This is a genomic window from Streptomyces sp. NPDC050564, assembly GCF_044457265.1.
Taxonomy (GTDB): domain Bacteria; phylum Actinomycetota; class Actinomycetes; order Streptomycetales; family Streptomycetaceae; genus Streptomyces.
Map to the genome: position 1 here is coordinate 1 of NZ_JBITGS010000089.1, position 14,297 is coordinate 14,297.

Annotated in this window: 14 protein-coding genes and 2 pseudogenes; 11 read left to right on the forward strand and 5 right to left on the reverse strand. The window is 68.1% G+C overall.

The window, feature by feature from the left end; all coding sequences use genetic code 11:
• The first annotated feature begins 134 nt into the window (after nucleotides 1-134).
• From ACIBK0_RS50905 to tnpB, 6 genes are all read left to right on the forward strand, one after another.
• Nucleotides 135-1,637, forward strand: a complete 1,503-nt coding sequence (locus ACIBK0_RS50905) for a DUF488 family protein (RefSeq protein ID WP_399097096.1) — start codon at nucleotides 135-137, stop codon at nucleotides 1,635-1,637.
• Between the two features lie 163 nt (nucleotides 1,638-1,800).
• On the forward strand, nucleotides 1,801-2,232 hold the full coding sequence (locus ACIBK0_RS50910; RefSeq protein WP_399097099.1) for a hypothetical protein: 432 nt from the start codon (nucleotides 1,801-1,803) through the stop codon (nucleotides 2,230-2,232).
• Between the two features lie 108 nt (nucleotides 2,233-2,340).
• Nucleotides 2,341-2,610 (forward strand): hypothetical protein, encoded by a 270-nt coding sequence (locus ACIBK0_RS50915; protein WP_399097102.1) that lies wholly within the window; start codon nucleotides 2,341-2,343, stop codon nucleotides 2,608-2,610.
• A gap of 68 nt (nucleotides 2,611-2,678) precedes the next feature.
• Complete coding sequence (locus ACIBK0_RS50920; protein ID WP_399097105.1) at nucleotides 2,679-4,181, forward strand: CoA-acylating methylmalonate-semialdehyde dehydrogenase; 1,503 nt, start codon at nucleotides 2,679-2,681, stop codon at nucleotides 4,179-4,181.
• A 1,023-nt stretch (nucleotides 4,182-5,204) separates the two neighbouring features.
• Complete coding sequence (locus tag ACIBK0_RS50925; protein ID WP_399097108.1) at nucleotides 5,205-5,900, forward strand: type 1 glutamine amidotransferase domain-containing protein; 696 nt, start codon at nucleotides 5,205-5,207, stop codon at nucleotides 5,898-5,900.
• Between the two features lie 217 nt (nucleotides 5,901-6,117).
• Nucleotides 6,118-7,431: an IS607 family element RNA-guided endonuclease TnpB gene (tnpB, locus tag ACIBK0_RS50930; protein WP_399097111.1), complete on the forward strand. Its 1,314-nt coding sequence runs from the start codon at nucleotides 6,118-6,120 to the stop codon at nucleotides 7,429-7,431.
• Nucleotides 7,432-7,707: 276 nt separating this feature from the next.
• On the opposite strand, the gene ACIBK0_RS50935 is transcribed toward tnpB, so the two are convergent.
• Nucleotides 7,708-8,169: a hypothetical protein gene (locus ACIBK0_RS50935; protein ID WP_399097114.1), complete on the reverse strand. Its 462-nt coding sequence runs from the start codon at nucleotides 8,167-8,169 to the stop codon at nucleotides 7,708-7,710.
• On the opposite strand from ACIBK0_RS50935, the pseudogene ACIBK0_RS50940 reads away from it, so the two are divergent.
• A pseudogene (locus ACIBK0_RS50940) lies at nucleotides 8,170-8,466 on the forward strand (hypothetical protein); the annotation flags it as partial. It abuts the gene before it with no gap.
• Here the strand turns inward: ACIBK0_RS50940 and istB are convergent.
• Nucleotides 8,405-9,277, reverse strand: a complete 873-nt coding sequence (gene istB / locus ACIBK0_RS50945) for an IS21-like element helper ATPase IstB (protein ID WP_399097117.1) — start codon at nucleotides 9,275-9,277, stop codon at nucleotides 8,405-8,407. The pseudogene ACIBK0_RS50940 and the gene istB sit on opposite strands and share 62 nt — an antisense overlap.
• Nucleotides 9,277-10,526 (reverse strand): annotated as a pseudogene (gene istA / locus ACIBK0_RS50950) (IS21 family transposase). The gene istB and the pseudogene istA overlap by 1 nt, the downstream one beginning before the upstream one ends.
• Nucleotides 10,527-10,660: 134 nt before the next feature.
• Between istA and ACIBK0_RS50955 the strand changes: the two are divergent.
• Both ACIBK0_RS50955 and ACIBK0_RS50960 read left to right on the forward strand, forming a co-directional pair.
• On the forward strand, nucleotides 10,661-11,287 hold the full coding sequence (locus tag ACIBK0_RS50955; RefSeq protein ID WP_399097120.1) for a histidine phosphatase family protein: 627 nt from the start codon (nucleotides 10,661-10,663) through the stop codon (nucleotides 11,285-11,287).
• A gap of 33 nt (nucleotides 11,288-11,320) precedes the next feature.
• A complete protein-coding gene (locus ACIBK0_RS50960; protein ID WP_399097123.1) occupies nucleotides 11,321-11,524 on the forward strand; it encodes a DUF6417 family protein in 204 nt (67 codons plus the stop codon).
• Between the two features lie 23 nt (nucleotides 11,525-11,547).
• Here the strand turns inward: ACIBK0_RS50960 and ACIBK0_RS50965 are convergent, their stop codons facing one another.
• Nucleotides 11,548-11,748 (reverse strand): hypothetical protein, encoded by a 201-nt coding sequence (locus ACIBK0_RS50965; RefSeq protein WP_399097126.1) that lies wholly within the window; start codon nucleotides 11,746-11,748, stop codon nucleotides 11,548-11,550.
• 662 nt (nucleotides 11,749-12,410) lie between these two features.
• Between ACIBK0_RS50965 and ACIBK0_RS50970 the strand changes: the two genes are divergently transcribed.
• On the forward strand, nucleotides 12,411-13,073 hold the full coding sequence (locus ACIBK0_RS50970; RefSeq protein ID WP_399097129.1) for an HAD family hydrolase: 663 nt from the start codon (nucleotides 12,411-12,413) through the stop codon (nucleotides 13,071-13,073).
• Here ACIBK0_RS50970 and ACIBK0_RS50975 read toward each other — a convergent pair.
• Nucleotides 13,057-13,680: a transposase gene (locus ACIBK0_RS50975; RefSeq protein WP_399097132.1), complete on the reverse strand. Its 624-nt coding sequence runs from the start codon at nucleotides 13,678-13,680 to the stop codon at nucleotides 13,057-13,059. The two genes, ACIBK0_RS50970 and ACIBK0_RS50975, sit on opposite strands and share 17 nt — an antisense overlap.
• A 289-nt stretch (nucleotides 13,681-13,969) precedes the next feature.
• On the opposite strand from ACIBK0_RS50975, the gene ACIBK0_RS50980 reads away from it, so the two are divergent.
• Complete coding sequence (locus ACIBK0_RS50980; protein WP_399097135.1) at nucleotides 13,970-14,206, forward strand: ANTAR domain-containing protein; 237 nt, start codon at nucleotides 13,970-13,972, stop codon at nucleotides 14,204-14,206.
• Nucleotides 14,207-14,297 lie beyond the last annotated feature (91 nt).

The following is a 14,297-nucleotide window of genomic DNA, read 5'->3' on the forward strand; positions in this document are numbered from 1 at the left end:
ATCCAGCTCCGCCCCGACCTGATCGACGGCTGCCTTGCAGGCACCGGACTCACGCTCACCCACCAGCCGACAACAATCCGAAGAGCTCAGTAGACTGAAATGCTTCTACCGCAAGAGCGGCCGGAGGGCGTGTCATGGCCAAGCAGATCACCTGCCGCAGGATCTATGAGCAGACGCCTTCCGAGGACGGCGAAGTCGGCGAGCGGGTGCTGGTCGACCGGGTCTGGCCGGAGGGCATTCGCCGGCGGGGCGCACCGCTCGACGAGTGGTTGCGGGATGTCGCCCCATCCGTCGAGCTGCAGCGCTGGTACGGCCACAACCCTCTGCAATTCGGTGAGTTCCGCCGCCGCTATCTCACCGAACTAGGCGATCAAGGGCACCGGCAGGCGGCTGTCCGACTACGAGACATAGCCGAACGCAGCAGCCTCACCCTGCTGACTGCCACCCAGGACATGGACCACGCCCACGTCGCGGTCCTTGCCGAATGGCTCACCGACCCCGACCATGGCGATGCACGGCGTCCTGATGCCAACCATCCCGAGCCCGGACGTACCGACCCCAGTCCCCGACCGCCCGGATACCGCGCAGCCGTCTCCGCCGCAGTGACCAACCTCAACGCGGGAGCACTCGCGTTCGTCATGGGCACCGGCATCGTCTCCACGGCCCTGTACGTCAACGGCGCCGGCACCGCTTCCGCCGCACTGCTCTGGGTGGCCCTAGCCGGGTTCGCGGTACTGGTGCCTGCCTACGGCTGGCGGCTGCTGCGCCGACGCCAGCTGTTCGTCGCGGATCTCCTCGGGCCGCGCGGCTTCGCCTTCCTCACCCTCGCCATCTCCTGCAACGTGCTGGCCGCGCGCCTTGTGCCGGACGGCCACACTGCAGCGGCAGCGGCGTTCCTGGCGTCCGGGACGTTGGGGTGGGTGGTGCTGGACTACGGCATTCCACTCGCGCTCATCACCACCTTGAAGCGAGGCCCGTCGCTCGACCAGGTGAACGGCACCTGGTTCCTGTGGGCGGTGGGATCGGAGTCGGTGGCGGTCGCGGCGGCCTCGCTGGCCCGGGTGATCCCGGGCCACGTGCTGCCCGTACTGGCGGTGGTGTGCTGGGCCGTCGGTCTGATGCAGTACCTGCTGACCGCCGCGATCGTACTGGCCAGACTGCTGGCCCGGCCGGTCCAGCCGGAAGGCCTCATGACGTCCGTCTGGATCTTCATGGGAGCGGCGGCGATCGCCGTGCTCGCCGGAGTGCGGCTGATCGCACTTCCGCCGGGCAGCACGTTGCTATCGCGTCCCCTCATCGTCGGGTCGTCCGTCGTCCTGTGGTCGTTCTCAAGCTGGCTGATCCCGCTCCTGCTGGCCCTGGGCGTATGGCGGCATGCCCTGCGCCGGATCCCGCTGCGCTACGAGCTCGGCTGGTGGAACCTCGTCTTCCCGATCGGTATGTACGCGGTCACCACACACGAACTGGGACGCGCGACCGGAACCTCGTGGATGACGAGCGTGGGCCGCTGGGAGGTCTGGGTCGCCGCAGCGGTCTGGGCCGTCGTATTCGCCGCAATGGTGGCCGCCAAACTCCGGCCCCGCCCCACGACCGCGTATGGATCCACTGCCGATACGGGGCAGGCAGCCCCACCGTAGAACACGGCCTCCACGCCCACCCAGACGCTGCCATAGGCACAGGCGCTGGCGCAGCGCGAACCCACCGGCCCGAGAACGGTGTCGCAGTCGGCCCGGCCGCCACCGCGTCCTTTCGGCGCGCGTCCTGACCCCGTGCGCTTCGCCCCCAGCCGAGGTGAGGCTCATGCTGCTCGAACCGCCCGGGCTGATTCCGCCGTGCCTGCTGCCGCACTGGTCGTACGTGCGGGCCGTCGACGACGCTTTGACCCGCTGCGGGATTCCGCCGGGGACCGTCCGGGCCGGCCGTACCGGACGCGAGTACGGCGAGCGGATGTACATCGTCCTGACCTGGGACGTCAGCCGGACCGGCGGAGTCCGCCTCCACTGGGAAGAGGGAACCGGCTGGTCCTACTCCGTGTTCGGCGCCAACCCGCGTATCAAGCTCTCGCGCCGGCCACTCACGTCGCTCCACCGGGTCTTTGCCAGCCCCGACGACATCGCCGACGCGGCCGGGCGGCTGGCATTCCATGCAAAGGCTGCCGGCTTGATGCCATGTCCTCATGTGCCGCCGTTATGGCATATTCGCTTGTCTTTCTCGTCTTCCCCAATGTCATAGCGTCGGGGGCGCGAGGCGGTCGGATGGGTTGCTCAGCGGACGCGAGGTGGAAGCGGCGCCCGCGGGATGGGGATATCAGCCAGGCGGCCCGCGTCCGCCATTGGTCGTATGGAAATGGAATGGGGAAAGGAGGCGATTCACACCGTGGTGTCGCAATTCCGCGCCGGACAGCCGGTGCTGTATGGGCTGGAATTCGGCCTCAACGAATGGCTTGCGGACGAACGTCGAGCGGTACTTGCACGACCCGGGCTCGGTCGACCAAACATGGAGGACCTCTTCGCCTCCCCGGCCCCCGTGGCGGACCGACGGGCACGCAAAGGCAAGACCACTGTGAGTGACAATGCGGACGAGATGGCGATCGAGGCGGTCCCTTCGTGAGGACTTGATGAGCGATCTGATACTGGCCGCCGGCGCTATCGCTGAATCTGTGTAAGGAGTTATGGGGCATGACGAAGATCCTCAACCACTGGATCGGCGGCAAGACCGTCGAGGGCGCGTCGGGCACGTACGGGCCGGTGACCAACCCGGCGACCGGCGTGGTCACCACGAAGGTCCCCTTCGCGGCCGTGGACGAGGTGGACACGGCCGTCGCGGAGGCCAAGGACGCCTACCGGACCTGGAGCCAGACGTCGCTCGCCAAGCGCACCGAGATCCTGTTCAGGTTCCGCGCGCTGTTGGACATGAACCGCGACGAGATCGCCGAGCTGATCACCGCCGAGCACGGCAAGATGCACAGCGACGCGCTCGGCGAGGTGACGCGAGGCCTGGAGGTCGTCGACCTGGCCTGTGGCATCAACGTTCAGCTGAAGGGCGAGCTGTCCACGGAGGTCTCCACCGGGGTCGACGTGGCAGCGATCCGGCAGCCGCTTGGCGTCGTCGCGGGCATCACGCCGTTCAACTTCCCGGCGATGATCCCGATGTGGATGTTCTCGATGGCCATCGCGTGCGGCAACACGGTCGTGTTGAAGCCGTCCGAGAAGGACCCGTCGGCATCGCTTCGCCTCGCCGAGCTGATGGCCGAGGCGGGCCTGCCGGACGGCGTCTTCAACATCGTCCACGGTGACAAGGTGGCCGTGGACCGTCTCCTTGAGCACCCGGACGTGAAGGCGGTCTCCTTCGTCGGCTCGACCCCGGTCGCCCGTTACGTCCACGCCACCGCCTCCGCGAACGGCAAGCGCGTCCAGGCCCTGGGCGGCGCCAAGAACCACATGCTCGTCCTGCCGGACGCCGACCTGGAGGCGGCGGCGGACGCGGCGGTCTCGGCGGGGTACGGCTCAGCGGGCGAGCGTTGCATGGCCATCTCGGTCGTCGTCGCCGTCGGCTCCATCGGTGACGAGCTGGTGGAGAAGATCCGTAGGCGGGCCGAGAAGATCAAGATCGGACCGGGCAATGACCTGGCCTCCGAGATGGGCCCGCTGGTCACGAAGGCGCACCGCGACAAGGTGGCGTCATACGTGACGGGCGCGGCGGCAGATGGCGCCGAGGTCGTCCTGGACGGCACCGGCTACAGCGTCGAGGGATACGAGGACGGCCATTGGTTGGGCGTGTCGCTCCTCGACAAGGTGCCGACCACGGCGAAGGCGTACCGGGACGAGATATTCGGCCCGGTGCTGTGCGTGCTGCGCGTCGACACTTACGAGGGGGGCGTCGACCTCATCAACAACTCGCCGTTCGCCAACGGCACCGCGATCTTCACCCGGGACGGCGGCGCGGCCCGCCGGTTCCAGCTGGAGATCGATCCGGGCATGGTCGGCGTCAACGTGCCGATGCCTGTCCCCGTGGGCTACCACTCCTTCGGCGGCTCGAAGGACTCACTCTTCGGCGACCACCACATGCACGGGAACGACGCCACGCACTTCTACACCCGCGGCAAGGTCATCACCTCCCGCTGGCCCGACCCGGCCGACGCCCCGGCGGGCGTGGACCTCGGGTTCCCACGCAACCACTGAGCGTGGCCCGAAGCCCTGACGAGGCCGTCCGTTGTACGGGCGGCCTCATTTTTTACGCAACCGCGCTGCGATTCCCAGACCGTCGACATTTCCCCCACCCAGCAGCAGTGTGCCCATGGCAGGTTCGTCTCGGTGCCTGGGGTGCGGTTCCTGCTCGGTGACGCCGTGGCGCATCTGCGGCAGGCAAAGCCGTTGCTTTGAGCGTAGTCAGCTCTCAGCCTTCCGGGTCTTTCGACCCGGAAGGTCCGTCACATCACCAGAGCGTGAGGGCTTCGGTTTGAGGACGGTCTCTCGTTTCCGTCTGCCGCTGCTGCGGCAGGGTTGCGCCACCTGCCCGCCCCGCCGTGGCCTTGCGGCTACGGCGGGTGGCGCGGGCCTTCTGGTCGGCTCAAGTACGTCACAGCCGACGCAGCCGCCGCAGACGTCCACCTGTCCCCGGCCGGCGGACCTCGCCGACCTCGACGCCATCCCGTTCCCCATCGGCGCCCGCTACTGACCACCCCACCCCGGCGCCGACGCCCGCCGGGCCGTCTCTGGGCCGTGCCCAACCAATCATGGGTCCGTCCTCCCGCGCATGCTTCGACGGGAGTCGTCTTCCCTGGTGTGGACTCGGAGACAGCCAACCACAGGTACGGCACACATGACGCCTCGCGTGCGTCAGATGCGGCACTGGTGAAATTCGGCCTTCGGCGGCGATGAGCAGCCTTCTCGGCCACCGGATCGGTGGGCGGCGGCTTCGCCCACGGCATCTTCCACGGACCGCCCCGCCGGGGGCAGGCACCGGTGCACTGCTTCGTGGCCCTGCGGCGCTACGGCGACGGATCCAGTCGATCTGCTCACGGGTGTCAAGGGCGCGCCTGGCGATCGTCGAGGCCCGATCCCGTCCCGATTTGCCGCATCGTGGTGCCGCGCGTGGAATTGGTGAGAAAGCTCGTCACATGCCTCGGTCGAGTATGTGTCTGAGCGGAACTCCATCCACCCCTGGCGTGTTCGTGCGGTTCAGGGGGCTAGGAGGTAGGTGCCATGGCGAAAATCCTCTTCATCGTGAGCGGGGCGACGTACTGGGTGCTCAAGGACGGCACCAGGCACGCGACAGGGTATTGGGCCGAAGAGTTCGCGATGCCGTACAAGAAGATCACGGAGGCCGGTCATGATGTGGTGGTCGCGACACCGGGCGGCGCCATCCCGAACGTCGACATGATGAGCCTGCGCCCCTCGATGACGGGCGGTGAGGAAGAGGCCCTCGAGCTGGAAGCCATCATCCGTTCCGCCGAGGTGCTGCGGCGTCCCCTGAAGCTGTCGGACGTCCGCCTCGAGGACTACGACGCGGTGTACCTGCCCGGTGGTCATGGTCCGATGGCGGACTTGGCGTTCGACGCCGATGCCGGCCGGCTGCTGACGGCGCAGCTCGCCTCGGGCAAGCCACTCGCCATCGTGTGCCACGCCCCTTCCGCAATTCTGGCCACCAGGATCCACGGGGAGTCGCCCTTCAAGGGCTACAGGGTCACGTGCTTCACCGACGAGGAGGAGGAGGCCGTCGGACTGGCCAGCAGGGCACCGTGGCTGTTGGAGAGCGAGCTTAAGGAGAAGATCGGCGTCGACTTCAGTCGCGGCCCGATCTGGGAGCCGTACATGGTGGAGGACCGCAACCTCATCACCGGGCAGAACCCCCATTCAGCCGCGATTCTCGCAGACCGGCTGCTTGAGATCCTCAAGTGACCGTGTGCTGGCCGGTTGTCGTCTGGCCTTCCGCGCCCGGCATCCACTCGGCGAAGGGGTGACGGCTGGGTCTTTCGTTTGGATCAGGCCGGATCAGGAAGCGGGGTCTGGTGGCGGGGGGTTCGTAACTGCTGTGGGCTTCGTCATCGAATCTCGGCGTTTCTCAACTTCTGGTGCTGGTTGGGGTGTTGTCGGTGGCGGCGGGTAGCCTGATCGGGTGATCGTCACGCATGCCTACCGGTTTGCGCTGGACCCGACGCCTGGTCAGGTCGGCGCGCTGCTGCGGCATGCCGGTGCGGCCCGGGTGGCATTCAACTGGGGTATCGCGCAGGTGAAAGCGAACCTCGGGCAGCGGGAGGCGGAACGGTCCTACGGCATGGCCGAGGACGATCTGACGCCGTCGTTGGGCTGGTCGATGTATTCCATGCGCAAGGCCTGGAACGCAGCGAAGACCGACGTGGCGCCGTGGTGGGCGCAGTGCTCGAAGGAGGCGTACGCCACCGGGCTGGATCAGCTCGCCCGGGCCTTGAAGAACTGGTCCGATTCCAAGCGCGGCAAGCGCAAGGGCCCGCGGATGGGCTTTCCTCGCTACAAGTCCAGGCGGAAGACCACGCCGTCGGTTCGGTTCACCACCGGCACGATCCGCTTGGAAGACGACCGCAGGCATGTCACGCTCCCGGTCCTGGGAACGATCAGGACGCATGAGTCCACACGGAAGCTGCACCGCCGGATCGCGGCCGGCACGGCGGTGGTGAAGTCGGCGACCGTCCGCCGCGCAGCGGGCCGCTGGTTCGTGTCCTTCACCTGTGAAGTCGAGCGCGCCGAGGGTACCCCGTCCCGCGCGGGGGCGGTGATCGGCGTGGACCTGGGCATCAAGCACCTCGCGGTGTTCTCCGATGGCCGCCCGAGGGCCGAGAACCCCCAACACTACGACACCGCGCGTCGCAAGCTCGGCCGTCTGTCCCGTACGGTCGCCCGCCGCCTGGGCCCTGACCGGCGCACCGGGCAGCAGCCCTCGAAGCGTTGGCAGCGCGCGGATGCGGCCCGCAACCGGGTGCACTACCGCACCGCGAACCTGCGGCGGGACGCGCTGAACAAGCTCACCACCCGCCTGGCCCGCGAGTACGGCACGATCGTGGTGGAAGACCTCAACGTCTCGGGCATGCTCAAGAACCGCACACTCGCCCGCGTCGTGGCCGACGCCGGGTTCGGCGAGATCCGGCGTCAACTCGCCTACAAAACCCGGTGGAACGGCGGAACGCTCGAAGTGGCCAACCGCTGGTTCCCCAGCAGCAAGACGTGTTCCCGATGCCAGGCAGTGACACCCAAACTGCCTCTGCGGATACGGATGTACGTATGCGAACACTGCGGACTCGTCCTCGACCGGGACGAGAACGCGGCACTGAACCTCGCCGCGCTCGTGAAGCGGCATGTCGCCGGGAGTGGCCCGGAGACACAAAACGGACGTGGAGCCGACCGTAAGACCCCGTCCCGCGGGGCCGGTGGCATCGAAGCGTCTACCCCGCATTGATACCTCCTGGTATTAAGTGAGACAGGGACCTTCGCCCAGCAATGGGCGAATCACCGAGATTCGTAGAAACTCGGTGAACGGTGACTCCTTCCTGGCGAAGCGCGCGGGTGATGCGCTGGACGTCGGCGAGACGGATCAGGACGGCCGCGCGGCCGGGTGGTGACAGGGCGGGTTCTTGGGCTCTGGCTGTGAGGTCGTCTTCCTCGGCGATCCAGATCGGTACGTGTCGTCGGGTGATCACGGAGTTGCGGCAGCGGTCGGGTTGGCAGGCGCCAATCAGCGGGGCCGTGCCGCGCTGATCGGCGGGCAGCTCGTCTGGCACTCGGCCTGCGGGGCAACGAACATGCAGTCGTTGACGGTTCTCAGGTGGAGGTTGCCGAACTGGGTGGCGAGCAGGGCGGCCTCGGCCTGTTCATCGGCGATCTGCGCCCGTAGGACGGGGTCCTCGTTCATGGTCGAGATGACCGTGTCCAGGCCAGCATGCAGCCGGTCGGCGCCGGGCCCGACCGCGACCTTCTCGCCTGTCCGGCGGGCCCTAAGCAGGTCGACCAACCGGAGCGCGGCGGCGTACTCGTGTTGCTGGTCGAACTCCTTGGCCCACGTGGTGTCCATCTGCGCGTTGCCTGCGTGGTGCCAGTTGGCCAGTGCCCGGTGGGCGGCGTGCTTCAGCTGGAGGCCGAGGGCGACTTCGGAGCCCGGCTCGCGCCCGGTGATCACCGACATCGTTCGCCGGAACATGTGCGACCTGCAACTGAGCGGCGGGCGTGTGGCCGAGGGCGGGGCGGAAGCGGCGGCGGGCACCGCGCGACAGCGGCAGCACGAACCAGCCGGCCGCCGCCCATCCGGCAGCCAGGAGCACATCCAAACCGCACTGGCGCGGGGAAGCCGGGGGACGCGGCCGGGGCCGTCAACGTCTACGCGGAACTGCTGGACCGCGAGCGGCTCGTGCTGGGTCCGGACCACCCCGACACCCTCACCGTCTGCGGCAATCTTGCTGAGTGGCGTGGGAAAGCGGGGGATGTGATCGGGGCCGTCGCCGCCACGGAAGAAGTGCTGGCTGACCGCGAGCGGGTCTTGGGTCCGGACCACCCCCTTCGGGCACTCCTGGGCCGCCGTGCACGCGATCGAGGACGAGCGGAGCTGGATCTGCGAAGGGGATCACAGCGACGACCTCTCCCCAGCGTCCGAAGGGCTTGTTGCTGGTCACGATCACGGACGCGTGTTCGTAGCGGCCCGAGATGAACTGGAAGAACAGGTTCGCGGCCTCGGGTTCGAAGGGGATGTAGCCGACCTCGTCGACCACGATCAGCGGGATCCGGCTGAGCCGGGTGAGTTCGTCGCTGAGCTTGCCTGCCTGATGGGCCTCGGCGAGACGGGTGACCCACTGGGCGGCGGTGGCGAACGCGACCCGGTGGCCGGCCTGGCAGGCCCGGATGCCCAGGCCGGTGGCCAGGTGGGTCTTCCCTGTCCCGGGCGACCCCAGGAAGATCACGTTCTCCTTGCCCGCGACGAAGTCGAGGGTCCCCAGATGAGAGAGGGTCTCCCGCTTGATCGACCGCTGGTGGTCGAAGTCGAAGTCCTCGATCGACTTCCGTGAGGGGAAGCGGGCGGCCCGGATGCGGCCCTCGGCGCCGTGCGAGTCGCGTGCGGCGACCTCCCGCTGCAGGCAGGCGGCCAGATACTCCTCGTGGCTCCACTCCTCCGCCCGGGCCCGCTCGGCCAGCCGGCCGGCCGCGTCCCGCAGGGCCGGAGCCTTCAACGCCTTGGTCAGATAGATCAGTTCGGAGGTGACGTCGCGGCCGCTGCCGCCCGTCTTGCCTCCCTTGCTGGTGCTGGTGGAGGCCATCACGCGACTCCTTCGCCGGTGCTCAGTCCGCCGTCGATGACGCCGAAGATGCGGTCGTAGGTCTCCAATAGCCTTTGTTCGACCTCGAGTTCGTCGGTGGGCGTGAACCTCTGCCGGGCTGCCGCCCGGCCGGCCGCGGCGGCGGCTGCATGGGCCGGGTCGGTCAGCGACTGGTGGCGGGCCCAGCAGCGGGCATGCCGGGCGACCTCCATGCCCTCGCAAAAGGCCAGGACCTGATCCAGGTCGGCCTTGACCTCGATGCGACGGCCGATGGCGAGGGGGTGGATGGAGTAGTCGTTGGTGTCCAGGCGGACGTAGTGGTCGCGCGGCAGCCGCAGGCTGGATCTCCACCAGCCCGGCGGATCGACGGGCGGGATCGGCAGCATGCGGGCGGTGTCGGCATCGATCCGGTCGGCCGGGCGGGCCTGCAGGGTGCGGTGGATGCGCCGGTTTGCCCTCGCCAGCCAGTCGGCCAGCTGGATGTTGAAGTCGGTCGGCGAGGCGAACACCCGGCCGGGCAGAAACGACGTTTCCAGATAGCCGTTGGCCCGCTCGACCAGCCCCTTCGCTTCCGGGTCTCCCGGGCGGCACTGGATGATCCGGATGCCGAGCAGACCGGCGAACGCCGCGAAGTCCTCGGTCAGTTGAGGACGCCCGCCCCGCCATGACCCGACGGCGCCCTCGTTGTCCCAGACCAGAGCCCTGGGGACTGCCCCGAGCCCGGTCAGCAGCCGCCAGTGCCCGGCGATCAGGTCGGCCGCGGACCTGGTGGGCAGCATCCTGGCCATGATCCAGCGCGAGTAGCCGGCCACGATCACCAGCACCGGCGGGCTCGCCGTCTGCCCGAAGCCGAGCGGGATCTCCGCAGGCGGGAACCACAGGTCGCACTGCGCGAGGTCACCCGGCTCATAACCGGTCCGCGACACCGGGTCCGCGGCCCGATAGACCGGCCTCAGTTCACGAACCCGCCTCCTGACCACCGCATACGAGCGACTCCAGCCGATCCGTTCCGCGATCACCGTCGCGGGCATCTCGGGGAACCGCTGCAGCAGCTCTCTGATCTGCGGCTCGACCGCGTCCACGATCGAACCCCGCGGCTCCCGCTGGTACTTCGGCGCCGCCTCACTGTTCAAGGCCCGCCGCACCGTGTTCCGTGAGATCCCCAGATGAACCTCGCGATCGCCCTGATCGGCATCTGCTCAACCCGGTGCAACCGGCGGATCTCCGCCCAGTCCTCCACGTCGATCACCCATCCTCCCGGCCTGACTCAACGAGCCAGACCCCGGAAGGGGGTCAATTCTCAAAGTCGGAGACTGGTCCACTTTTAGAAGACCACCGACAGGCGGTGACGCCACCCTGGATCCACTCCTTGGTGACGCTCCCTTGAGCGAGCGCAGCGTGCGTATGGCCGGCGCCGCGGGAGCAGCGCTTCCTCTCCAGGGGCTGGCCGTCCGGGCGCCGTCGATCCGTTGCTCGCAGACCGCGGACGTCTTCGGCCTGGTGGCAGCGTCCGAGCCTGCGCTGCGCGATCTCGACCTCGGCACATGGTGCGGTCGCACCGTCGACGACGTCGCCGCAACCGATCCCGACGGGTTCAACGCCTGGTTCACGGACCCGGATGCCGTGCCACACGAAGGTGAGTCCGTGCGCCAGCTCTGTCGCCGAACAGCGGACTGGCTGAGCAGCAGGGCGCCCGGCACGGGCCACGCAGTGGCCATCACCGAAGCAGCCGTTGTCCGGGCCGCGCTCATTCATGCTCTGGCCGTACCGGCAAGAGCCTTCTGGCATCTGGCTGTGCCGCCCCTGTCCGCGGTCTCTCTCACCTGGCGAGGTGGCTGCTGGGACGTCCGGCTCGGCCACGTCACTACTCCCCTGGAGACCCAGCGACGGTTCCTCTCGCGGTCAGCGACGCTTGTACGCGCCGATAGTGATCGGTTCGCGTCGGCCCACCTGGGCGGCGGGAAACGATCAAGCTCCTTTCGGGGAACGATCTCCGTCAGCTGCGGGTAGGCCCTGACCAGCATTGTGTTGCGCTGGTCATGGATGACCGACGATCAGTTTGATATCGACGAGGTCGACTTCGCGCCTGTCGGGGACACCGTGGAGCGGCTGGCACTGCTGACTCTGCAAGAGGCACATGATCTGCTCAGCCTGCTGCTGACCGTGGCGCAGGACGGCGGGCCCTCCTCGCCGGAGGCGGACCGTTTGGCGCGGGAGATCGCTGCCCGTATCCCGTCCGAGAACTGACGGTGCCGTCCCGCTTGGTGCAGCTAGCTGCGGGTGCTGGTGAAGCGCACGCCGGGGCCCCAGCCCGCCTGAACGGAGGCCATGCACCATTGGCAGAGCGGGCTTCCGCCGGAGCCGTACTTGTGGGTTTTGCGCTGGCAGACCGCACAGGGGGCGATCTTGTCGCTGGGGCAGGTAAGTGCGGACGGGTCGGGTTCGGTGATCGGGGGCGGGGGAGTGGTCATCGGGGGTGTCCTGTTCCAGGCAATCTTCGTGAGTCGCCTGTTACGCAGCATATCGGGCGCTCTCGTACGGCCGTTCGGGCGGCGTGGGTGCTGCGGGGGTAAGTCGAGGACGTTCAGCCGGATGTGGGGCCGGCGGTGGGTGCAGGCGTGCAGGCAGTCGGTGGGCCTCGTTGTGCGAGGTGGCGCGGCGTCGGGGACTGGGCAAGTGGCAGTCCCCGGCGTGGAGCTGGACGGGCGACTTGCCGATGCCGAGCTCGACGACGCAGTCCGGCGGAGGTGGCCGGCGCTCCTGTTCGGCCCGTGGCGCCCGAACCGCCGCGATCTTGGCGTCGATGTGCTGCACCCAGAGCAGGTGCCAGACCGTCATTCTGTGGAATCAGCCATGTCAAGCGCTTCAGCGCCACAGCCGCCGAGCTTGGACTATCTGTCCGCGCCTTATTACGGGAGGGGTGCTTTTCGGACGAGGTCCGTCGGATCTTGCGTCTCTGCGGTAGGGCTTACCGACGAGGCGGAGCTCCGTGAGGAGGCAAGGCCAGCTCCCGGCAGTGAAATGGGAAGGCGCAGCACGCGGCGGGACGAGGCCGCTGCTAGGGCGTGTATCGGAAGTAGGCGGGGGCACCCCCCCGATCTGGCGTTTCGCGCGGTAGTGGCATCCTTGGCCAGTGTTCTCATCCGATCACGCGGGCGCCGTGTTCTTCGATGTCGATGGCACCCTCGTCCCCGGTACGAGTTCGTCGGTCTTTCTGGCCGACTTCCTTGGCCATCGGGATGAGTTGGCCAAGGCCGAGGATGCCTACGCCTCCGGCGCCGTGGACAATCGGCATGTCTCCGAGCTGGATGCCGCCGGCTGGGCGGGGGTTCACGAAGATCAGGTCTCTGGCTGGCTCGACGGGCTTCCCTTGGTCTCGGGCATCACGGAGACCGTGGCCTGGTGTTGGCAAAGCGGGTTGGTGCCCGTACTGGCAACCCTCGCCTGGTCGCCAGTTGGCAGCTACCTGACTGACCGCTTCGGCTTCCACGCGTTCAGCGGACCCCGGCTGGAGACCGCAGGTGGCCGGTTCACAGGGCGGGTCACCCGTCACTTCGACGAGTACGGCAAACGAGATTTCGCCCTCGCGCAGGCGCGAGAGCTGGGGCTGGTTCCTCGCTCGTGCGGGGCAGTCGGAGACAGCCGCTCCGACCTGCCACTGTTCGCATCCGTAGGGTTGAGCGTGGCGTTCAACGCGTCGGCAGGAGCGCGCGAGGCGGCGACCGTCACGGTGGACGACGACGACCTGCGGGGCGTGCTTCCCATCTTGAGTCGCCTGGTTACAGCCACTCGTTGATGACCGCGACAAGGACGGTCGCCTCGTAGCGAACCGCCAGCTTGTCGTACCTCGTGGCCACGGCCCGGTGCCTTTTGAGACGGTTGATACCGCACTCGACCGCGTGCCGCTCACAGTAGTCGAGCGCGTCGAACTTCGGCGGCCGACCGCCACGGGAGCCGCGTTTCGTGCGGTTGCGGGCCTGGTCGGCCTTGTCCGGGATGGTGCAGAGGATGCCGCGTCGTCGCAGGTAAGCGCGGTTCTTGCGAGAGGCGTACGCCTTGTCCGCACGGACCCGCAGCGGCCGGGTGCGGGGCCTGCCGGGCCCCAGGCGAGGAACCCGGACACGGCCCAGGACGACCTCGAACTGCGGGGAGTCACCTCGCTGCCCCGCGGTTATGACGATCGACATGGGCTTTTGCCGCTGCTCGACGGCCAGGTGCAGGTACGGCTCCGTGGCAGCTCTCCGGAGTTCCCGTGACGGCTGTGTCCCCGTACGCGCGCCGTTCGGAGTTCTCACGCGCTTTGTGGGCTGCTGCGCGCTGGTCCTTGGCCCACACCCGATGGGGCGGCCGTCGTCCCACACCGCCGTGGTGGCGGGGGGAAGTGCCCGTGCACGGCTGCCCATCCCTGCGCCACGGCGAGGCCTCCGGCCCACGTCGGTTGACGAGTCAGACGATCTTGCCTGGCGGCTTGGACCGGGGATCAGGGGTACCCGCTCGCGGCGGGGTCGGAAAGCGTGCCCCGCCGGGGGTTCTTCGCTCACTGCTGGCGGAGAGCTCGTCCCACCCAGCCGCAATGAACATACCGGCAGGAATTTGAGTCGCAGGTGCAGGCTGCGTGCGGGAAACTAATTCCATGCAGGCGGGGGAGTTGCACAGGGTTCCCTGCCCCCGTTCGATCGACCGGGTGACCTCATGGCACTCTTCGCGGCTTCCAGGCGCCGCTTGCTAGAACCCACCACCGACCTCGCGAGCGAGTACGAACGGCTCCGGGCGGAAAACGAGCAGCTCCACCACGTTATTACCTCGCACGCCGTGATCGACCAAGTGGGCGCTCTGGTGGTCCTCGGGCAGATCCCACCCGAAGAGGCATGGCGGGCCCTGCGGGATGTCTCACAGCGCACCAACACCAAGCTCCGCGTCGTCGCCTAAGAAGTCATCTCATTTGGTGAGTCTGCGGTAGCAGATGAGTGTGCAAGCGATGCTGGTGAAGGCCAGGAAGTGCTCGGCTTTGCGCTCGTAG